Genomic DNA, 20123 nt, shown 5'->3' on the forward strand with positions numbered 1-20123 from the left:
GACCTCCCGTTGGTGCGGAGCCGTCTGGCCACACAGCCGGCCGGCATCCGCAGACTAACGCAGCGTCGAGGATTCCTCGCGCCGCAGACCGCTCAGGAACGGGCGCCGGTGGGCTCCCGGGTCTCACGCTCGGCTTGGTAGCGGGCGGTCGCCGCCGCCTGCGAGGCCGACGTCGCCTTGACGCTGGCGCCTGCCGACGCGACCAGGCGGTCGTGGGAGTCGACCACCGACTCTAGGGCGCCGGTGAAGTGGGGCATCACCTGCTCAGCGAAGAGCTCGTAGCTGCGCATCGTGGCCGAGAACGAGGCGTAGTCGGCGCCCTGCATGAGGTAGGTGCCGTAGCCCCCGGACTTCTCCTCCAAGCGCTTGAGCTGGGCCACCGCCATCTCAGGCGTGCCTATGACGCCCTTGCCGGTCTCGTTCATGACGTCGACGAGCTCGCTGATGTCGGTGAACTCGCCGCTGGTCGTCGGGGAGACGTGCTTCATGTAGTTCATCAGCCAGAGGAAGCCGTGCTCCATGTTCTTCTTGGCCTGCTCCAGCGACTCGGCAATATGCATCGGTCCCATCAGCCGCCAGGTCGAGCGGTCGGCGACGTGGCCGTGCTCCTGGGCCTCGACCTCCAGCACGTCCCAGTGGCCGGCGAGCCGGTCGACGGCGGCGGGGTCGGTGGCGGCCAGCGAGAGCAGGCTCAGGCCGAGGCGGCCCGCGAGCTTGGGCCCGGTGGGCGAGACCGCGGCGGTGACGGCGATCTCGAAGTCGGAGTAGGGCCGGAGCTGGAGCGCGCCGTCGCGGAGGATGAACCAGTCAGACTCGTGGGTCACCGTCTCGCCAGCGAAGAGCCGAAGCATCACGCCGAGCGCCTCCTCCATTCGTTCGCGCTGGGTGGAGGGCTCGATGCCGAGGGTGGTGGCGTCCTGCAGCAGCTGGCCGGGCCCGACGCCGAACATCATCCGCCCGCGCGTCATGTGGTCGAGCTGCACGATGCGATCGGCAAGCATGAACGGGTGGTGGTACGGCAGCGAGCTGACGCCGGTGCCGAGGCGGATGTGCTTGGTCCGCTCGGCGGCCGCGGCGATCATCAGCTCCGGCGAGGCGATGGTCTCGACGCCGCTGGAGTGGTGCTCACCGAACCAGATCTCGTGAAAACCGAGGGCATCGAGGTGGTCGACGATCTCCAGGTCGCGGCGGATGGCGAGCGTGGGATTCACCCCGACGAGGTGGTACGGCCCGGTGAAGACCCCGAACTTCAGTCCTCGCGACTTCGCACTCATGCCTGTTGCTCCTTCGACCTAATGATCTGATTACTTGCTCTGACCTACACGAAACTGGATGAACGATCGTTCATAAACTACTGGGCGTGGTGGGACGTGTCAACGGTCACAGACGCCTCGGTGACCCGCGGCTCGAACTCGCGCCGTACGAGCGGCAGGGTCTCGGCGACAAGGGCCGAGATCCGGTTGGCGGCGGCCACGATGCGCTGCGACATGATGGCGATCTCGTGGCCGGCGAGGCTGCGGTAGCCGAACGCGTTGAGCGCGAACAGCACCCCGCCGTCGGGTGCGAACACCGGCGCGCCGATGTGGCGGATCGCGTAGGTGCGGTCGGGCGAGACTACCTCGGGCTCAGTGTCCTCGAGCCGGATGTCGGCGATCGACCGGTCCAGCGCCTCGCGCTGCTCGTCAGTGGGGTTGGCGACCGACGCGTTGGACACCGCGATGTCGAAGGCCACCTGCCGCTCGCTCATCAGTCCGAGCGACCAGCCCCGGTCGCGTACGCGCTGGAGGACGTTCTCGGCCTCGGCGCGCGACCCGACGCTTCGCTCGGCGCGGTCGAGCCAGTCGCCTGCCGCGACCTCGTCCCAGGCGACGACGTAGGAGCCCATCGGGGGTACGAGCGGCACGCGTGCGCCGACGCGACTGGTCACGCCGTGCTCGCGGAAGCTGTTGCCGGCCGAGGAGACGACGATCATCTCCTCGCCCCGCAGCACCATGGCGAGCACCTCCATGTCGAGCTCGGCGGCCAGCGCCTCCATCACCGACCGTCCGACGGTCGTGGCCTGGAGGGGCTCGAGCAGCCCGGCCTCGTCCCAAGCGGCCATCGACAGCGAGGAGAAGCGACCGTAGCCGCCCTGAAAGAAGAGCAGCGGCAGCTGCTCGTGGCCGGCCCCGATGCCGAGGACGTCCCCGAGCACGAAGTAGTGGTCGCCGGCGTCGGTGACCGAATGCAGGTCACACTCGATCCACGCGACCGACCCGGAGAGCACCGGCGCACCCGTGCGCGGGCCGGGGGTCCAGCCCAGGCCCTGGAACTTGTCGGCGCCCTTGGCCGCGAACTGCCGGCAGACCGGCGCCTGGTCGGCACTCAGCACGTTGACGCAGAATCGGCTCGCCTCCCGGATCCGCGGGAAGCTCGACGACGAACGGTCGGGCAGGAAGCCGACCAGCGGCGGGTCGAGCGAGACTGAGGTGAATGACCCGACCGTCATGCCGACTGGCTCACCCGACGCGCTTATCGCGGTCACCACGACCACACCGGTGGGGAAGCGGCCGAGCACCTTGCGGAACTGCGCGGAGTCGAAGTCGACCTCGCCTGCGGAAGGAGTGGCGGACACGGCGATCACCCCTGCCCGTCGATCGAGCGCGGTCCGGTGCCTTCGTAGGCCACCTCGTCGTCGGTCGCGAGCAGGCGGAAGCTCGTACTGGTCTCCATCTCTTCCAGCACGTGAGCCGACAGCCCGGCGGCGCGGGCGACGAAGTTGATGGCCCGAATGATGTCGGGCGGCATCCCGATGTCAATGGCCACGCAGGCGATGGCGCCGTCGACGTTCATCGGGATCGGGCGACCCTTGCGCTCGGCGATGACGACCTCGGCGGCGAGCCCGACCGCCAGTGCGGTGCCGTCGACGCCGAGGTCGAAGGCGTATTCGATCAGGCGCCGAGCGCGGGGGTCGCCGTCGGGGTGAAGCGGCTGGCCGTAGCCCGGGATCCGCTGACCCAGGGCCTCATAATGGTCGACGAATGCCTCGGCCGCGGCACGCGCCTCGGACGAGTCGTGGGTCACTGAGCCCTCGAGCCCCGCGGTCGCGCGGAGCAGGCCGCGGCCCATCTCGATCCCGACCCCGCCCTGGACGTCGCCGAAGGTGAGGATGCCGGCGGCGACGGCCGCCTGAAGCGGGGCGCCGCACGAGGCGACGGTGCGCGAGATGGCCGACGACGGGGTGATCCCGCGATCACAGGCCGAGATCATCAGCGCGTTGAGCGCCTTTCCCTGCGCCTCGGTCGGCAGCTCGCCGACAGTCAGGAGATAGAAGGTCGAGGCGAAGTCGACCGAGCGCGACAGCTCGGAGAGGTCGTACCCCCGGATCCGGACCCCCTCTGCGGAGGCGTCGGTGATCTTGGTACGCCAGCGGGGCTCGGGCGTGTGGGTGGTCATGAGGCTCCTACGGTCGGGGCGTGGTCGGACGTCTGGTCGGAGATCTGGTCGGGGCCGAGGGCCACCGGGTAGCTGCTCCAGTGCAGTGGCCGGGTGTGGGTCGTGGTGGGGACCGGCGGGCGCGTGGGGTGGGGTCGTACGTCCTCGACAAGGAGGGCGTGCATCATGGCCGGCACCAGCCCGTAAGGGCGCCCGCGGCGGTTCTCAGCGCTGGCGAGGATGCCGCCGGCGACGCGCTGGCCCATGCACTGGTGCATGCCGAGGCCGAAGCTCAGGCCGACCGGCCGCGCCTGCACGGAGGCGGGGCGATAGGGGTTGAACCGGTCGGCGTCGGGGCCGAACACCGAGGTGTCGTGGTTGACCGCCTCGGCGTCGATGTGGACGATCTCGCCGGCCTCGATGGTGAGCCCGCTGCGAGTGGTGACGGTCTCGGTCGCCTGTCGCACCATGTCGGGCGTTGGCGGGTGCAGCCGCAGCGACTCGAGCACGAACCGCTGCACCAGGCCCTTGTCGGCCACCAGCGCCTCGCGGTCCTCGGGGTGCTCGCGCAGCCACTCGAAGGTCAGGTGCAGGCTGCGCAGCAGGGTAGAGGTCGAGCTGTTGCTGCCGGCCATCACGTAGACGGCGATCTCGTGCAGGACGGTGTCACGGTCGAGGCCGATGCCGTCGCCGCGGGCGAGCACCGCGGTCAGCACGTCGACGTTGGTCCGGGGGTCGGTCGGGTTGTCGACGTCGGCGAGCAGCGCCGTACGCCTCTCGATCGACGGGGTCAGGAAGTCGCGGTCGAAAGCGTCGAGCGCCTCGGCGGCCTCACGGCGTACGTCGTCGGGGTCGCGGGTCGTGTGCGCGATGACCAGCGCCTCGGCGAATCGGCGGATGTGGTCGGCGAGCCGTCGGATGTCGTCCATGCCGTCGACATCGATACCCGCCGCGGCCGCCGCGGTCGTGAGCATCCACTCGATGCCGATGGCGGCCAGATCTGCCTCGCCCTGCGCGACCTGGGGGCCGAGCACCATCGGGATGGTCGTGGGGAACACGTCGTTCTCGAAGGCGGTGACCGCGGCCAGGGTGAAGACGGGCGACTCGAGCTCGCGGCGCATCCGGTGCTCGTCGCCGTGGAGGGTGACCAGCGAGCCGTCCATGAGGTGGGAGCCGTCATAGAGCGCCTGGCGCAGGGTGGGCAGCTGGAGGAGCTCGGCGGCGTCGCGCCACGTCTCGACCCGTCGTCGCGCGGACGGCGCACCCTCGTCTTGGACCAGACTCCTCACGGCTGCTCCCATCAAAGGTGGACGAATGTTCGTTCATGAAGTGAAGGCCGTCACAACTTCTTTGTCAAGACGCTTGACGCCATGAAGGACCATTCCTAGGGTGTGAACGATCGTTCGTTTCCAGGAGGTTCCATGACCCGCCCCTTGTCCGGCATCCGCGTCCTCGAGGTGGGGCAGTACATCGCCGCCCCCTACTGCGCAATGACGCTCGCCGATCAGGGGGCCGAGGTAATCAAGGTCGAGCGGTCCGGCACGGGGGACCCGCGTCGCCACTACGACCCGCTCTACGAGAAGGACGGGCGCTCGATGAGCGGCGGCTTCATCGGCTACAACCGCAACAAGCAGAGCGTCAGCATCAACCTCGCGACGCCCGAGGGCGTGGAGCTCTTCCGTCTGCTCTCCGACACCGCCGACGTGATCGTGGAGAACCTCCATCCGGGAGCGATGGCCAAGTACGGCATAGCCTACGACGACCTCAAGACGACCAACCCCGGCCTGATCTACTGCGCGATCAGCGGCTTCGGCCGCCTCGCCGGGCATGAGGGCCCCTACAGCGGGCAGCGCGCCTTCGACGCGACCGTCCAGGCGATGTCGGGTTTCGCGTCGGTCGTCGGGCAGCCCGGCGGCGAGCCGACCCTCGGCTCCGCGGCGATGGCCGACATCTACACCGGGCTGGCGGGCGCCACCGCGATCGGCTTCGCCCTCGTGGGCCGCGCGACCACCGGTCACGGCACCTTCATCGACCAGGCGATGTACGACACGATGGTCTCCCTCGTCGAGCGCCCGCTCCTCCTGCACGCGCTCACCGGCTACGTGCCCAAGCCCGGCGTCGACCTCTACTCCCCTCTCGGCATCATCGGCGCCAAGGACGGCTCCATCACCCTTGTGCTCCCGACCGAGCTGATGTGGCAGCGGTTCTGCAACGCGCTGGGCCGCGACGACCTGGTCGCCGACCCGCGGCTGTCCACCACGCTCCAGCGCGCCGAGCGATTCCACGACCTCATCAAGCCCGAGGCCGAGAAGTGGACGCTGCTGCGCACGCGCGACGAGCTGATCGCCGAGTTCGACGCCGTCGGCCTGCCGGTGGGTTCGATCCAGACCATCGACGAGGTGTTCGGTGCCGAGCATGTGCAGTCGCGCCGGATCCGATTCGACATCGAGGACCCCTCGATCGGCACCGTGCCGAGCGTGCGCACGCCGATGCTCTACTCCGACTACGACCTGCCCGCCCGCGAGGCCCCGCCCACCCTGGGCCAGCACAACCGCGAGATCTACGGCGACGGGCTCGGCCTCTCCGCCGACGAGCTCGAGCGACTCGAGGCCGCGGGCGTCATCTGACGCCCCTCCCCCGCCGTACGCCCGCTCCCTCTCCCAAGATCCGCATCATTCGTCTGGGCGATCGGGCGGCGTCGAGACCAGACGTTTGATGAGGACCATCCCCCGGGGGGTAGGAGGTCAGGCCTCGTCGTCGGCGCGGATCGGCGAGGCGGTGAGCGCACCGCCGTTGACGAAGATCGTCTGCCCGGAGACGTACGACGCATCGGGGCCGGCCAGGAACGCCACGACGGACGCCAGTTCGTGGGGGCGGCCGACGCGCCGCAGCGGCGTTCGGGAGGCTACAGCGCGGTGCTGGTCCTCGGGGACGCGTCCGTTGGCGGTGGCGACCGAGTCAGTCATGGGCGTGGCGAAGAAGCCCGGGCCGACTGCGTTGACGCGGATGCCGTGGGGGCCGAGCTCGATCGCGAGGCTGGCCGTGAGTCCCATGACGCCGGCCTTGGCCGCGGCGTAGTTGGCCTGCCCAGCGCTCCCGAGCGCGGAGCGGCTGCTGATGTTGACGATCGAGCCGACGCCGTGAGCGGTCATGTCGGGCACGAAGGCCCGCGCGACGTAGAACATTGAGGTCAGGTTGACTCCGAGCACGGTGTCCCAGTCGGCGTCGGAGATCTCCAGCAGGCCTCCGTCGCGCAGCACGCCCGCGTTGTTGACGACGACGTCGACTGATCCGAGGTCTGCGATGACCTCGCCCCGGAGCCGGTCGACCGACTGCGCGTCGGCGACGTCGCAGCCGAACGCAGCCGCCTCGCCGCCGTCGGCCTCGATCCGGGCGACCGTGTCGGCACCGCGGGCCTCGTCGAGGTCGACCACGGCGACCCGGGCGCCCTCGGCGCCCAGCCTGACCGCGATCGCGGCGCCCAGCCCGCTCGCGGCGCCAGTGACGACGGCGCATCGGCCGACGAGCCGGCGCGGGACGGCGGTCACGCCCGTCACGGTCGCCCAAGCCGGTCGCGCAGCTTGTCGAGAACGGCGACGTCCTCGATGGTCGGCGGGGTCTCAACGGCCTTGCCGTCGGACATGTCGCGGAGCACCTTGCGCAGGATCTTGCCCGACCTGGTCTTGGGCAGCGCGTGGACGACGGTGACGTCGCGCAGCGAGGCGACGGCTCCGACCTCGTCGCGGACCAGGTCGACCAGCTCCGCGCGCAGCACATCGTCGTCGACCTCCGCGCCGGCCTTCACGATCACGAAGCCGCGGGGCACCTGGCCCTTGAGGTCGTCGGCGACCCCGACCACGGCCGACTCCGCGACCATCGGGTGCCGCGACAGGCAGGCCTCCAGTGCGCCGGTCGAGAGCCGGTGGCCGGCGACGTTGATGACGTCGTCGGTGCGGCCCATCACGAACAGGTAGCCGTCCTCGTCGACGTACCCGCCGTCGCCGGTCAGGTAGTGGCCGGGGAAGTCGGTGAGGTACGACGACAGGTAGCGCTCGTCGTCGCCCCACACCGTCTGGAGGCAGCCCGGCGGAAGCGGCAGCCGGATGCAGATGGCGCCCTCGACACCGGGCGCGACCTCGTGGCCGTCGGGGTCAAGGATGCGGACGTCGTAGCCCGGCACCGGGCGCGAGGGCGAGCCGGGCTTGATCTCCGAGGGCTCGAGCCCGCGCAGGTTCGCAGCGATCGGCCAGCCGGTCTCGGTCTGCCACCAGTTGTCGACGACGGGGACGCCGAGCGCCTCGCCCGCCCACAAGAATGTCGCCGGGTCGAGCCGCTCGCCGGCGAGGAAGAGGGTCTCGAGGGCGCTCAGGTCGTGGTCGCCGACCAGCTGCCCGTGCGGGTCCTCCTTGCGCACGGCGCGCAGCGCGGTGGGCGCGGTGAAGAGCGCCTTGACCCCGCGCGCCGCCGCGACCCGCCAGAGCTGGGCGGCGTCGGGGGTGCCGACGGGCTTGCCCTCGTAGAGCACGGTCGTGGCGCCGGTGAGGAGCGGCCCGTAGATGATGTAGGAGTGGCCGACGACCCAGCCGATGTCGGAAGCGGCCCACATCGTGTCGCCGGGACCGATGTCGAAGACGTGGCGCATCGACCACGTCATCGCGACGGCGTGCCCGCCGTTGTCGCGCACCACTCCCTTGGGCCGCGCGGTGGTGCCGGAGGTGTAGAGGATGTAGAGCGGGTCGGACGACGCCAGCTCGGCGCACGCCGCGGGACGGTCCGTCCCGAGGGCCATGAAGTCGTCCCAGTCGAGGTCGCGATCGTCGACGAGCGACGCGCGCGACGCATCGCGCTGGAGTACGACGCAGTGGCGCGGCGGCGACGCCGACTGCTCGACGGCCTGGTCGAGCATCGGCTTGTAGTCCACGACGCGGGTGGGCTCGATGCCACACGACGCCGACAGCACGACCGCCGGCCTGGCGTCGTCGATGCGAGCGGCGAGCTCGTTAGCGGCGAAGCCTCCGAACACGACGGAGTGGACCGCGCCGATGCGCGCGCACGCGAGCATCGAGACGACGGCCTCGGGCACCATCGGCATGTAGATCAGCACGGTGTCGCCGTGGCCGACGCCGAGTGCCTCCAGCGCGCCGGCGCAGGTGGCGACGAGGTCGAGCAGTTCGGCGTAGGTCACTTCAGCCGACGCCGAGGTCACCGGGCTCTCGTAGGCGATGGCGACCCGGTCGCCGTGGCCGTCGCGCACGTGGCGGTCGACTGCGTTGAAGCAAGTGTTGAGGGTGGCGTCGGGGAACCACCGGTAGAACGGTGCGGCCGAGTCGTCCAGCGCGCGCGTCGGCGGGGTGCGCCACTCGACCGCCGTCGCGGCCTCGAGCCAAAACGCCTCGCGGTCGGCCAGGCTGCGTCGGTGGGCGGCGACCGCCTCGCCGCTCACGCGGCCTGCTCCTTCTCGAGGTGGGCGCGTACGTAGCCGTCGGCAGTGCACCATCCCTGCTTGGCGGCGTACTCGAGCATCGCGTCGAGGTCAGCCGGGTCGGCCGCCGGGCTCGCCGCCAGCGCCGCGCTGCGCAGCCAGTCCACGGAGAGGTGCACGTGCTCGTCGTCGAACGACCTGCCTGCACCGTGGGCCTGCAGCACCGCTCCGGCCTCGGCGGCGGGTAGGCCGGGTGCGACCCGCACGTCGAGGCGACCGCAGTCTGCGGCCTTCTCGAGCCTGACCCGATCGCCTTCGCCTGGGTCCACATGCACGTGCACGTCGCCTCACCTCTCGAGGGGTAGGCCGAGGATGCTGGCGCCGCCGTCGACGGCGAGCACGGCCCCGGTCACGTAGGTCGAACGGTCGCCGACCAGGAAACAGATCGCGTCCGCGATCTCCGCGGGCGTGCCGTAGCGGTCCAAGGGGACGCGTGCGCGCACGACCTGTTCGGACTGCAGCCCCAGCGCGCGGGCGCGGCGACTGAGTTCGGTGTCGATGAAGCCGGGAGCGACGGCGTTGACGCGCACCCCGTCGGATGCCCACTCGACCGCCAGGTGCCGCACCAGCGAGTTCACGGCGCCCTTCGCGGCGCCGTAGGCGGTGCGGTTCGCTAGGGCCATGCTCCCCGAGTACGACGAGACGGCCACGATGCTGAGCGGGCCGTCGCGGTGGGCGTGGGCGACTCGCGCGCTCTCCATCACCGCAGTCAGGTCGACCGCCATGACTGCGTCCCAGTCCTGCCGCGACAGGTCCGCCAGGGGGCCCGGTCGGTTCATCCCGGCGTTCGCGACCATCGCAGCCAGTCGCGCGCCGTCCTCGGTTGCGGCCTGGACGGCACCGCGAAGGTCGTCGGTCGACGTCACGTCTCCGACGACGTACGTGGCGCCCGGCACGGCTGCGGTCGGCTCGGCGAGGTCGAGGGAGACCACGCGGTAGCCCTCCTGGACCAGTGCCTGGACCGTCGCGGCGCCGATGCCCTGACCGCCGCCGGTGACCACCACGCCGCGACCGGGTCCACCGTCGGCGCTCACAGAGCGTCCGCCGTAGGTGCGTGACCCAGGTAGGCCGCCATCACCTCGGGACGGCTCAGCTCCTCGGGAGAGACCGTCATTTTGATGCGGCCCGCGTCGAGCAAGTTCACCGATGAGCAGAGGTCCTCGAGGAGCCCGCGGTTCTGCTCCATCAAGATGAACGCCACACCGCTGTCGCGGATCGTGGCCAAGGTCTGCGCGAGGGAGTCGATGGCGACCGGCGCCAGGCCGAGGGACGGCTCGTCGCAGACGATCACCTGGGGCGACTGGACGAGCGCTCGCGCGATCGCCAACATCTGCTGTTCGCCACCGCTGAGGCTCGCGGCGAGGTGGCTCTCCTTCTTCTTCAGGATCGGGAAGAACTCCGTCACCTGACCGAACGCGGATCCGGTGAGCCGTCGCCCCACCCCGTAGGCGGCCGCGACCAGGTTCTCCCGCACACTGAGCTGCGCGAAGACCTGACGCCCCTCGGGCACGAGCGCGATCCCCGACCGGACCCGCGCGCGGGCGGACGTGGCGGAGATGTCCTCGCCGGCGAGCCGGATCGCTCCGTGCTGCGGCGCCAGCGCTCCCGCGATGGTCATCGCCAGGCAGCTCTTGCCCGCGCCGTTGCGGCCGATGATGCCGATGGCCTGCCCCGGCGCGATCGCCAGGTCGACGCCTTCGAGCACCGGGACGTCGGCGAGGTAGCCGGCGGTGAGGCTCTCGAGCGTGAGGATGTCGTCGGTCATGTGGTGCTCCTCGATCCCAGGTAGGCGAGCTTGACGGCGTCGTCGGCGAGGACTTCGTCGGTGGGGCCGTGCGCGATCAGCTTGCCTGCACTCAGCACGGCGAGCTCGGTGCACACCGAGGCGACCAGTCCGACGTCGTGCTCGACGAGGCACAGGGTGAGGTCGGGGAGCACCTCGCGCACCTCGCGCAGAGCGGCGACCAGCTCGGCACGCTCTCGCGCGCTCAGGCCGGCAGCGGGCTCGTCGAGGAGCAGGAGCGACGGCTCGGAGATCAGCGCTCGAGCCACCTCGGCCCGCTTCTGCACCCCGTACGGCACCTCCGCCGGAAGGTGCTCGGCGTACTCGGCGCATCCGAGGCGCGCGAGCCACTGCAGGCCGGTCTCGTCGTCCGCCGAGGCACCCCTGCCCCTCACCGCACCGACCATCACGTTCTCGAGAATGGTCAGGCTCGCGGCGAGCTGCGGGTGCTGGAACGTGCGGCACACGCCGTGCTTGATCCGCGACCTCGCCGGCACCCGTCCCAGGTCGGAGCCCGACACCACGACGGCACCGGCGCGAGGCTTGTAGAGGCCGGAGAGCACGTTGAGCATGGTGCTCTTGCCAGAGCCGTTAGGCCCGATCAGCCCCATCCAGGTGCCCTGCGGAACCGAGAGCGAGACGCTCGAGAGAGCGTCCACGCCGGAGAAGGTCATGTACAGCTCGCGTACCTCGAGAGCGGCGGTCATGCGTCCACCTTTTTCCGTCCGAAGGTGCGTTCCTTGATCAGCAGGCCGATGCGCTCGATCCACTGTGCGAGTCCGTTGCCGCCGGCCAGCAGGGCCAGCAGCAGGATCACGCCGAAGACGATGCTCGTGCCTTCGGCAGGGACGTAGGACTGGAGCTCTACCGGCACGAGACCGACGAAGAGCCCGCCCAGCAGGGCTCCCCACGCACTGCGGGCGCCCGCGACCACACCCCCGACGAGGATCCAAACGCCGAGCATGAACCCGAAGCCGGTGGGTCCGATGAATCCCACGGTCAACGCGTAGAGGACCCCGGCGACAGCGCCGGCGAACCCGGCCCAGGTCCAAACGAGCACTTTGATGACCCGCGGGTTGAATCCGTTCGTGACGCCTGCGAGCTCGGACTCGCCAACCATGAGCGCGGCTCGGCCGGGTGCGGCGTTGAGCATCAGCAGCGACGCCGCCGCCAGGACCGCAAACACCACCAGCGCGGCGACGAGCATTCCGGTGGTGGAGCCGGACACCAGCTGGCCGAAGATCTCGAAGTCGAACGGCGCCGGAGTCCCTTCGTCGCCCCCGGTGTACTCCTTCATGTAGATGGCGAGCGTCGGGATGGCGTAGGCGAGCGCGAAGGTGGCCAGGGCGGTGAAGATGCCCTGCAGCCGAGTGGTAGGGATCGCGACGATCGCGGCAAGCGCCGTGGACAGCGCCACGGCGGCCACCGCGGCGGCCACCACACCCATCCCGTCGTTGGCGAAGTAGCAGAACGCGTACGCGCCCAGCGCCATCGAGACCCCGCTGCTGAGGTTCATCTCGCCGAGGAGCCCCAGCACGGCGTTGTTCCCGAGGACGGCTATGGCGTACACGACGCTCAGGATTACGGCGTACTTGATGGCCGGGGTGGAGGACTGCCCGAAGGCGAATATCGCGAGGCAGGCGACGACGAGCGTGGCGAGCCTCGCCCCGACGCGGCCGCGTCCCGTCGTGGTGGCCGCACGGTCACTGAGTCGTCTGCGGCGTCGCGGTGCGGAGCCTGGGTCCGCTGTTGGACGGTCAACGGTCGTCGTCATTACACCCTCACAAGCTTTCGGCGGCCGAAGAGGCCGTTGGGTCGAACGAGCAGCACGAGCAGCATCGAGGCCCACAGGACGGTGGGCACCAGGTTGGGGTCCAGGTAGGTGCTGGTCAGGTTGGTCATCACACCGATGGCGGTGCCCGCGACGAGCGCGCCGAAGATGCTGTCGAAGCCGCCGATCACGATCGCGCAGAACCCGAAGACGAGCAGCGTGTTCACGCTGACCGTCGACAAGGACAGGATCGGGGCGACGAAGAGGCCGAGCAGGCCCGAGAGGGCACCGGCGACGGTCCAGCTGACGAGTTTGAGCCGCCTGTCGGGAACTCCGAGGAGCTCGCCGGCGAGCTTGTTGTCATTGACCGCCCGCATCGCCACACCCATGCGCGAGCGGCTGAAGAACACGCCGAGCCCGATGAACACGCTGGCGCTGACGAGCACGCCCGCGACGTCGGACCAGCTCATCTGCACACCCAGGATTGAGAGGGCTTCCGACCGGCTGACCTCGGGGAAGGAGCGCGGGTCACCACCCACCGTGAGGTTGAGCAGGCCGCTGATGATGAGGGCCGTGGCGATGGTCGAGAGGGCCGCCGGAAGGTGCCCGTGCTTCTCGAGGGGAACAGTGATCAGCGCCCCGACCAGACCACCGACGAGCGTGCTCACCGCGATGACGAGCAGCGCGGTCCAGACGTAGCCGGCACCGGAGTTGTAGGCGGCGAGACCGACGAAGAGCCCCACCGCTGCGATGTCGCCCTGGGTGAAACTGATGTATCCGGACGTCCGGAAGATCACGACGAGACCGGCGCCGGAGAGGGAGTAGACGATTCCCACGACGACGCCGAGGATCAGGCTGGTCTGCAGCAGTTCCATCAAACTTCCTTCGATTGGTCCTCAGCGACGGACCGGCGATGAGGCCGGTCCGTCGCCCGTGAGAGTCAGGGAAGCGGCGCGAACGGCTTGCTCTCTACGTACTTGCCGTCCTTGAGCTGCAGGATCTGCGCGGCCGCGGCACCGTCGGGCTCGTCGCTCCAGTCGATGCCCTGGATGTAGTCGTTGTCGGCGGTGTAGGAGCTCAGCGTCTCCTGGATCTGCGCACTCGTAGGCACCTCGCCGTCGGCTGCCTCCACGGCCTTGGTGAGGACGTCGACGCACAGCTCGCCGATGGTGTAGCCGGCGATGGTGGCACCGCTGTTCACCTCGACGTCGGGCGCGTACTCGGCCAGCGTCGCGGCGTACTCGGCTCCGGTCTCCGACTCCTCGGTGATGTAGGGCGTGGCGAAGTAGGCGCGGCCGTCGATGGCACCCTTGGTGACGTCGACGAGCGTCTTGTTCTGTGCCGCGTAGGACAGGCCCCAGATCGGCTTGTAGCCGATCTTCTCGGCTGCGTTGATGACGAGACCGGCGACGTTGGCCTGGGCGGCCGGGATGCTGACGAAGTCCGCACCGGTGGCCTTGAGCTGGATCGCCTGGGAGCTGAAGTCAGTGGCGGTGATGTCGTACTTGATCTCGCCGAGCGGCTCGAGGCCGTCAGCCTCGAGGATGCGCACGGCACCGTCGCGCGCCGAGGTGCCGAGAGCGTCGTCGCTGTAGGCGATGGCGACCTTGTCGATGTCGAGGTCCTCGACGGCGAACTGGGCGAGCATCGCGCCCACGCCGTCGAACGGCGAGCTCACCAGGTAGGAGTACTCCCCGGCTAGCGTGGGGGCACCTGCGTTGACGATCGTGGGGATCTTGCGGGCCGCGAGGTAGTCCTTCACGGCACCGAACGGGACGGACCCCTGCGGGCCGCACAACATCGAGACCCGATCGGTCTCGACGAGCTCGCGGGTAACACCCGGCGTCTTGGCCGGGTCGAACTGGTCGTCCTTGATGATGAACTTGATCTTGTGACCGTCGATGCCGCCGGCGTCGTTGACCTTGTCCAGCGCCGCCTTGGTGGCGTAGATGCCGGACGAGGCGGAGACGGCGGGACCCGAGAGGGGGGAGAACGCCCCGATGACGATCTCGTCACCGCCCGCGCCCGAGGCGGAGTCTCCGCCGCCCCCGCAACCTGCCAGAGCCGTGCTGAGTGTCGTCAACGCGACCGTCAGGCCGACCAGCTTCTTTGACATGGATTCTCCTTGAGTGCTGCTCGAGGTGAACGAGCGTTCGTCCACCGTAGTGATGTGCGCCACACCCGTCAATGATCGTGACGGGATGTATCCGAGTTGTGTGGAAGATGACCGACGTGGGCTGGACCGGAGGAGTCCGGTGCGCTCCAGCCACGCCGCGGGAGCGGGTGCTACCTGCCCTTCCAGACGGGGGCGCGTCGCTCCCGGAAGGCCCGAGGGCCCTCCTGCGCGTCCTCGCTGTGGTAGATCGGGGCGAACACCTCATTGGCCGCGTCCTCGGCAGCGTGCTCGTCCATGCGATAGGCCAGGTCCACGACTTGGAGGTGACCGGCCACCGTCAACGGCGCGTTGGCGCAGATGCGCGTTGCGAGCTCGCGGGCCGCCCCCATCAGCGCGTCGGGTTCAACCAGCCGGTTGACGAAGCCGAGCTCGTAGGCGCGCTGCGCGCTGATCGGGTCGGCGAGCACCAGCAGCTCGACATACACCCTGCGGGGCAACAAGCCCGCGAGTTTGGTCGACCACGGGGCGCCGCGCCCCACCCGCGCCTCGGCGATGCAAAACGACGCGTTGGTGGATGCCACGCACAGGTCGGCCATCTGGGCGAGCAGGAAGCCGCCGGCGTACGCAGCCCCGTTGACCGCGGCGATGACGGGCTTGTCGAGCTGGACGTTGCGACCCAGTCGCGGCGTGAAGTCGGGCCCCGGGTCGGTGATGCCGAGCTCCGCGAGCTCCTTGAGATCGGCTCCGGCCGAGAACGCCCGGTCGCCGGCTCCGGTCACGATGACGACCCTGCAGGTGGGGTCCTCCTGCGCAGCTCGGAAGGCGTCGAAGAGGCCGTTGCGCACCTCCTCGTTGAGGGCGTTGCGCTGCTCCGGACGGTTGATGGTGATCTCGTGGACCTGCCCGCGCCGTTCGACAATGAGGGCGTCGCTCATGAGGTGACCGCCGATCCGGCGGACGACTCGACGATATGGATCGGTACGGGCGCGACGCGGGCCCGCAGGTACTCCCCCAGACCCTTGGCCTGGGCGTCGAAGCGCATCGTCGCCGAGACGCCGCGCTCCAGGAACCCGTAGATCACGAAGTTCAGTGCCTGCATGTTGGCGAAGTCGTAGCGCACGATCGGGCACTCTTCGAGCTCGGGCATCAGGCTTCGGAGGCGGTCCTCTGTGAGCCACTCGCTGAGCCACGCGAACCCCGCGTCATCCTGCGCCCACACGCCTAGGTTGGCGATGCCGGCCTTGTCGCCGCTGCGTGCGCCGAGCACCGTGCCGAGGGCGACCATCGTGGACTCCGCGGGGTGGTCCACCAGCGGCTGGGGTGCGCGCGTGGCGGACTGGTCGGCGGGCTTTGCCGCTTCGGCAGAGAATGGCCCCCACTTGACCTCGACGACCTCCTCGCCCATGTCGACGACGATCTCGACGTCCTCCTTCGGGATCAAGCAAGGCCACTGGATGCCGACGCTGCGCGGCTTGGTGGGCGGGCCGGTGAAGTAGAGGCCGGGGATGCTGGAGATGCCGAGCTCGACGATGCGGTCGGCGAACTGCTCGCGACCAACCCGCTCGTAGTCGGCGTCGCGAGCCGAGACGACGAGCCACGAGGTCGCGGCGCCGTACGACTCGGGGTCCGGGCGCTCGCCGCCGATGAGCGAGATGTCGAAGGCGTCGAAGTCCTCGGGCGAGCCGACGTAGCCACTGATCTGGTCGCGCAGCCAGGCCACCTTGGCCGACACGTTGGGGCCCGTCAGGCCCAGGGTCATGCTGTTGCGGTAGCCGCCGTGGTAGCTCAGCGAGAGCTTGGTGAATGGCGTCGGCGCGGTGCCGCGCACCCCGGAGACGCGCACGCGGTCGGGGCCCTCGTCCTCGAGCCGGATCGACGTCCAGTCCACCACCACATCGGGGTTGTGGTACTCCGTCGAGGTGACCTCGTAGACCATCTGCGCGGTGACGGTGTCGACGTTGACGACCCCGCCGGAGCCACCGATCTTGGTCACGACCGCTGACCCGTCGGCGTGGACCTCGGCGATCGGCATGCCGGGCATGCCCAGGTCGCCCTCGCGGTCGAAGAAGCAGTAGTTGCCGCCGGTCACCTGGGCGCCGCATTCGATCGCGTGTCCCGCAGCGATGGCGCCGGCGAAGGCGTCGTAGTCGTCGGTCGCCCAGCCGAAGTGGGCGATCGCCGGACCGAGGGCGAGGGCGGCGTCGGTGACCCGACCGGTCACCACGATCTGCGCGCCGCGCTCGAGGGCGGTAACGATGCCGCCCGCGCCGAAATAGGCGTTGGCGGTGATGACCTGGTCCACGTCCACCGGGAAGGACTCGCCGGTATCGAGGTTCACCAGCTGGTGCGCATCGCTCGCTGTCAGCGCCGCCTTGACGTTGTCGCCACAGACGGCGGCGACCTTCACCTCGATGCCGAGTTCGGCGCACAGCTCGCGGATGGCCGCGGCACACGCCGACGGGTCGAGGCCGCCGGCGTTCGTGACCACGCGAACCCCCGAGGAGGCGATCCACGGAAGGCTCGGGCGCAGCTCCTCGAGGAAGCCCTCGGCGTACCCCGGCTTGCCACGCTCCTGGTTCTTGCCCAGGACGAGCATCGTCAGCTCGGCGAGGTAGTCGGCGATCAGGACGTCGACAGGCTCGTCCACGAAGCTGTCGAGCGCACCGCGGCGGTCGCCGTAGTAGCCGCCGAAGGCGCCGATGCGCAGGGGTGGAGGTGTCACGAGGGTCCTACTCTCTGAACGATCGTTCGTGTGTCAGTGCGCGCACTGCGGGTATGTCGCTCGCTCGCCTTGGTGGGTGGGTCAGGCCATGTGGAGGCGGAGCGAGATCGCTCGGGTGGGGCACAGCTCCTCGGCGGCGACGGCCGCCCGGGCGCTGTCCGCGCCGGTCACCAAGTCCGGTGCGACGGCGACGCCGAGGTCATCGTCGACGTGGAAGATCTCCGCAGCGACCCGTTCGCAGTAGCCGAGGCCCTGGCAGACGTCGGTGTCGATGAGGATGTCGGCGGAGGCGGCGTCGGTCATGGTCACAACTTCCTGAAGATCACGGGAACGGAGGCGTAGGCGTCCTCGACGGAGTTCTGGTTGGCCTGGGCCTGCTGGTCCGGGTCGCGCTCGACGCCGTGGGCGTAGAGGGCGCGCAGGATCTTGACCATCGTTCCGTCGGTCGACTGGGTGGGGTCGGCCCGGTTGGTGAGTCCGGTGACGAGCGGTCGGCCGATGCACATGTGCACGCCGTTGCCGAAATTGAGGCCCCACGGCTGGGTGCCGGCGGGCAGCTCGCGCTCCAGGTCGTACTCGTGCGCGTCGTCGCCGAACTTGTCGGTGTCAAGGTTGGCGTGGGTGAAGAAGAGGCAGACCTCCTCGTCCGCGGCGATGCGGCGCCCGCTCTTGAGCTCGACGTCCTGCACGGCCTTGCGCGACAAGGCGGGCGCCGGCAGGTGCAGGCGCAGCGACTCGGTGGCGGCTCGGCGCAGGAACTCCGGGTCGTCGACGCGCGTGCGGTCCTCCGGGTGCTCGGCGAGCCAGTCCTCGAGGTGCATGAAGGCGTGCGGCAGGGCCTGGGTCGTCGTCGCGCTGGCTCCCACCAGCGCCAGGACGCACTCGCGCCACACGTAGTCCTCGGTGAAATCGCCGTCGCCCTCGTGCAGCGCGAGGAGCATCAGGAGGTCGGTCGGGCCGTCGGCCACGTCGCGGGTGCCCGCCTTGATCTCGGCGGCCATCGCCCGGCGGCGCTCGTAGGACGGGCGCAGGAACTCCTGCACGCACTCGTCCAACATGCGTACGCCGTCGGCCAGCACGACGTCGTGCGGTCGCTTGGACCACTCGACGGCCGAGGCCTCGGCGAGCAGCGCGACCTGCATCCGGAATCGCTCGGTCTTCTCGTCGGTGTCCACGCCGTCGACTCCGGTCACGAGCGCGGTGATCCGGGTGAGCATCGCGCGCACCAGCGGCACTAGGTCGGTGCGCACGACGCCGTCGGCGTTCTTGTCCTTGGCCAGCTCCGACAGCAGGTGCTCGATCGGGGGCATCAGCGCCTCGCTCTCCAGGTACTGGAGGGCGCCGCGGGAGAACAGGGTCGAGATCATCTGGCGCCGCTTGATGTGCACGGCGCCGTCGGTGAGGAGCAGGACATCGCCGTAGACCGGCACGCTCTCCTTGTGCGAGTTCTGGATGAAGTGCGGCGACCGCAGGATCTCCATGACCTCGTCGTAGGCCTCGATGCGGGTCTGGTCGGCGTAGGGCGGTGCCTCGAAGCGCAGCATCACGCGACCTCCGTCCCGGTGCCCCGCACGGACTCGGCCGCGGCGGCCGGGTCGCGCAGGAGGATCGGCATCGACTCGAAGGTGTCGTGCACCGAGTGCGTCTGGCGCTGCGGCGGGTTGTCGGGGTCGAAGGTGAACCCGGCGCGGTAGACGGCCTTCACGATCTTCACCATCGTGCCCTCGGTGCTCTGCGACTCGTCGGCCTTGTTGGGCTGGCCGGTCACGAGGGGCCGGCCCAGGCACATGTGGATGCCGCTGCCGAAGTTGAGCCCCCACGGCTGGGTGCCGGTCGGCAGGTCGCGCGACAGGTCGAACTCCTCGGCCTCGCCGCCGAACTTCGCGACGTCGCGGTTGGCGGAGGTGAAGAACAGCGCGACCTGCTCGCCGTCGGCGATCGTGCGGCCCGAGCGCAGCTGTACATCGGACGTGGCGATGCGCGTCAGGGCGGGGGCCGGCTGGTGCAGGCGCAAGCTCTCGGTCACCGCGCGTCGTACGAACTCGGATTCCTGCACCCGCTCGCGGTCCTCCGGGTGGGTCTCGAACCACTTCTCGAGGTGCATCAGCACGTGCGGCAGCGCGTGGGTCGTGGTCTGCGAGGCGGCGACGAGCGCCAGGATCGCTTCGCGCCAGACGTAGTCGTCGTCGAGACCGGAGAACTGGTCGGCGTGCACGGCCAGCATCGTCAGCAGGTCCGTCGGCAGGTCCTCGCGCTGAAGCTCGCCGCGCTCGAGGCGGGTTGCGAGCTCCTGACGCTTGGCCATCGACGGGCGCAGGAACTCCTCGATGATCGCAGTCTTGGCCTCGACGCCCTCGGCGACCACCTCGTCGTGGTCGCGCAGGGACCACTCAACGGAAGCGGCCACGCCGAGCTTGGCGACGTAGGACTGGAAGATCTCGGTATTCTCCGGGGTGTCGACGTCGTCGACGCCGACAACAAGGGCGGTGATGCGGGTGAGCATCGCCCTGGCGAGGGGAACGAAGTCGGCGCGGATGATGCCGTCGGCCCCACGGGAGTCCTCGAGGTCGAGCATCAGCCGCGAGATGACCGGCAGCAGCGCCTCGGTCTCATAGACCTGGAGGGCGGCGCGGGAGAAGAGCGTGGAGGCGAGCCGGCGGCGGGTGAGGTGGTCCTCACCGTCCGTCAGCAGCAGCGAGTCGCCGAAGAAGACGAGGCTCTCCCCATGCGAACCCTGCCGGAACTGCGCGGATCGCAGGATCTCGTCTACGTCCGCATAGTCGTCGAATCGCTGAAGTCCCTCGTACGGGGGAGCTTCGAAGCGCGTCACCATCA

At 69.7% G+C, this 20123-nt stretch carries 19 protein-coding genes; 1 reads left to right on the forward strand and 18 read right to left on the reverse strand.

Annotated features, from left to right (window positions below; translation table 11 throughout):
* Positions 1-92: 92 nt before the first annotated feature.
* The 4 genes from IEZ25_RS10560 to IEZ25_RS10575 form a co-directional block, all read right to left on the reverse strand.
* Positions 93-1274, reverse strand: a complete 1182-nt coding sequence (locus IEZ25_RS10560; protein WP_191199393.1) for an LLM class flavin-dependent oxidoreductase — start codon at positions 1272-1274, stop codon at positions 93-95.
* 77 nt (positions 1275-1351) lie between these two features.
* Positions 1352-2614 (reverse strand): flavin reductase, encoded by a 1263-nt coding sequence (locus IEZ25_RS10565; RefSeq protein WP_191199394.1) that lies wholly within the window; start codon positions 2612-2614, stop codon positions 1352-1354.
* A gap of 5 nt (positions 2615-2619) precedes the next feature.
* Entirely contained in the window at positions 2620-3435 is an 816-nt protein-coding gene (locus IEZ25_RS10570) for a citryl-CoA lyase (protein WP_191199395.1), read from the reverse strand.
* The gene (locus tag IEZ25_RS10575) at positions 3432-4703 is read right to left on the reverse strand and encodes a cytochrome P450 (protein ID WP_191199396.1); all 1272 of its coding nucleotides are present in this window, start codon (positions 4701-4703) and stop codon (positions 3432-3434) included. The genes IEZ25_RS10570 and IEZ25_RS10575 overlap by 4 nt, the downstream gene beginning before the upstream one ends.
* 132 nt (positions 4704-4835) lie before the next feature.
* On the opposite strand from IEZ25_RS10575, the gene IEZ25_RS10580 reads away from it, so the two are divergent.
* Entirely contained in the window at positions 4836-6041 is a 1206-nt protein-coding gene (locus IEZ25_RS10580) for a CaiB/BaiF CoA transferase family protein (protein WP_191199397.1), read from the forward strand.
* Positions 6042-6158: 117 nt separating this feature from the next.
* On the opposite strand, the gene fabG is transcribed toward IEZ25_RS10580, so the two are convergent.
* The 14 genes from fabG to IEZ25_RS10650 all read right to left on the reverse strand — a co-directional run bounded on the left by fabG (position 6159) and on the right by IEZ25_RS10650 (position 20118).
* Positions 6159-6962, reverse strand: coding sequence for a 3-oxoacyl-ACP reductase FabG (gene fabG / locus IEZ25_RS10585; protein ID WP_191199398.1), 804 nt, complete (start codon positions 6960-6962; stop codon positions 6159-6161).
* Between the two features lie 5 nt (positions 6963-6967).
* On the reverse strand, positions 6968-8857 hold the full coding sequence (locus IEZ25_RS10590) for an AMP-binding protein (protein ID WP_318152163.1): 1890 nt from the start codon (positions 8855-8857) through the stop codon (positions 6968-6970).
* Positions 8854-9165, reverse strand: a complete 312-nt coding sequence (locus tag IEZ25_RS10595; RefSeq protein WP_191199400.1) for a hypothetical protein — start codon at positions 9163-9165, stop codon at positions 8854-8856. The genes IEZ25_RS10590 and IEZ25_RS10595 overlap by 4 nt, the downstream gene beginning before the upstream one ends.
* An 18-nt stretch (positions 9166-9183) precedes the next feature.
* A complete protein-coding gene (locus IEZ25_RS10600; protein ID WP_191199401.1) occupies positions 9184-9930 on the reverse strand; it encodes an SDR family NAD(P)-dependent oxidoreductase in 747 nt (248 codons plus the stop codon).
* Positions 9927-10661 carry an ABC transporter ATP-binding protein gene (locus IEZ25_RS10605; RefSeq protein WP_191199402.1) on the reverse strand — a complete coding sequence of 245 codons (735 nt, stop codon included), beginning with the start codon at positions 10659-10661 and terminating at the stop codon, positions 9927-9929. The genes IEZ25_RS10600 and IEZ25_RS10605 overlap by 4 nt, the downstream gene beginning before the upstream one ends.
* On the reverse strand, positions 10658-11386 hold the full coding sequence (locus tag IEZ25_RS10610) for an ABC transporter ATP-binding protein (protein ID WP_191199403.1): 729 nt from the start codon (positions 11384-11386) through the stop codon (positions 10658-10660). The genes IEZ25_RS10605 and IEZ25_RS10610 overlap by 4 nt, the downstream gene beginning before the upstream one ends.
* The gene (locus IEZ25_RS10615; RefSeq protein WP_224748837.1) at positions 11383-12453 is read right to left on the reverse strand and encodes a branched-chain amino acid ABC transporter permease; all 1071 of its coding nucleotides are present in this window, start codon (positions 12451-12453) and stop codon (positions 11383-11385) included. Before IEZ25_RS10615 ends, IEZ25_RS10610 begins: the two co-directional genes overlap by 4 nt.
* Positions 12453-13325 (reverse strand): branched-chain amino acid ABC transporter permease, encoded by an 873-nt coding sequence (locus tag IEZ25_RS10620; protein WP_191199405.1) that lies wholly within the window; start codon positions 13323-13325, stop codon positions 12453-12455. The genes IEZ25_RS10615 and IEZ25_RS10620 overlap by 1 nt, the downstream gene beginning before the upstream one ends.
* A gap of 65 nt (positions 13326-13390) precedes the next feature.
* Positions 13391-14566: an ABC transporter substrate-binding protein gene (locus IEZ25_RS10625; RefSeq protein WP_191199406.1), complete on the reverse strand. Its 1176-nt coding sequence runs from the start codon at positions 14564-14566 to the stop codon at positions 13391-13393.
* Positions 14567-14736: 170 nt separating this feature from the next.
* The gene (locus IEZ25_RS10630; RefSeq protein ID WP_191199407.1) at positions 14737-15501 is read right to left on the reverse strand and encodes an enoyl-CoA hydratase/isomerase family protein; all 765 of its coding nucleotides are present in this window, start codon (positions 15499-15501) and stop codon (positions 14737-14739) included.
* Positions 15498-17288, reverse strand: a complete 1791-nt coding sequence (locus IEZ25_RS10635) for an acyclic terpene utilization AtuA family protein (protein WP_318152164.1) — start codon at positions 17286-17288, stop codon at positions 15498-15500. The genes IEZ25_RS10630 and IEZ25_RS10635 overlap by 4 nt, the downstream gene beginning before the upstream one ends.
* Before the next feature lie 81 nt (positions 17289-17369).
* Positions 17370-17591, reverse strand: coding sequence for a ferredoxin (locus IEZ25_RS10640; RefSeq protein ID WP_191199408.1), 222 nt, complete (start codon positions 17589-17591; stop codon positions 17370-17372).
* A 2-nt stretch (positions 17592-17593) separates the two neighbouring features.
* On the reverse strand, positions 17594-18832 hold the full coding sequence (locus tag IEZ25_RS10645; RefSeq protein ID WP_191199409.1) for a cytochrome P450: 1239 nt from the start codon (positions 18830-18832) through the stop codon (positions 17594-17596).
* Complete coding sequence (locus IEZ25_RS10650) at positions 18832-20118, reverse strand: cytochrome P450 (RefSeq protein ID WP_191199410.1); 1287 nt, start codon at positions 20116-20118, stop codon at positions 18832-18834. Before IEZ25_RS10650 ends, IEZ25_RS10645 begins: the two co-directional genes overlap by 1 nt.
* Positions 20119-20123: the final 5 nt, after the last annotated feature.

The sequence above is a fragment of the Nocardioides hwasunensis genome (assembly GCF_014779665.1).
Lineage (GTDB): Bacteria > Actinomycetota > Actinomycetes > Propionibacteriales > Nocardioidaceae > Nocardioides > Nocardioides hwasunensis.

What these genes read in the sequence shown, in the direction of transcription:
- IEZ25_RS10560 (WP_191199393.1), bottom strand. Translation starts at nt 1,274, where the DNA reads ATGAGTGCGAAGTCGCGAGGACTGAAGTTCGGGGTCTTCACCGGGCCG.
- IEZ25_RS10570 (WP_191199395.1), bottom strand. Translation starts at nt 3,435, where the DNA reads ATGACCACCCACACGCCCGAGCCCCGCTGGCGTACCAAGATCACCGAC.
- IEZ25_RS10580 (WP_191199397.1), top strand. Translation starts at nt 4,836, where the DNA reads ATGACCCGCCCCTTGTCCGGCATCCGCGTCCTCGAGGTGGGGCAGTAC.
- IEZ25_RS10605 (WP_191199402.1), bottom strand. Translation starts at nt 10,661, where the DNA reads ATGACCGACGACATCCTCACGCTCGAGAGCCTCACCGCCGGCTACCTC.
- IEZ25_RS10610 (WP_191199403.1), bottom strand. Translation starts at nt 11,386, where the DNA reads ATGACCGCCGCTCTCGAGGTACGCGAGCTGTACATGACCTTCTCCGGC.
- IEZ25_RS10615 (WP_224748837.1), bottom strand. Translation starts at nt 12,453, where the DNA reads ATGACGACGACCGTTGACCGTCCAACAGCGGACCCAGGCTCCGCACCG.
- IEZ25_RS10620 (WP_191199405.1), bottom strand. Translation starts at nt 13,325, where the DNA reads ATGGAACTGCTGCAGACCAGCCTGATCCTCGGCGTCGTCGTGGGAATC.
- IEZ25_RS10625 (WP_191199406.1), bottom strand. Translation starts at nt 14,566, where the DNA reads ATGTCAAAGAAGCTGGTCGGCCTGACGGTCGCGTTGACGACACTCAGC.
- IEZ25_RS10630 (WP_191199407.1), bottom strand. Translation starts at nt 15,501, where the DNA reads ATGAGCGACGCCCTCATTGTCGAACGGCGCGGGCAGGTCCACGAGATC.
- IEZ25_RS10640 (WP_191199408.1), bottom strand. Translation starts at nt 17,591, where the DNA reads ATGACCGACGCCGCCTCCGCCGACATCCTCATCGACACCGACGTCTGC.
- IEZ25_RS10645 (WP_191199409.1), bottom strand. Translation starts at nt 18,832, where the DNA reads ATGCTGCGCTTCGAGGCACCGCCCTACGCCGACCAGACCCGCATCGAG.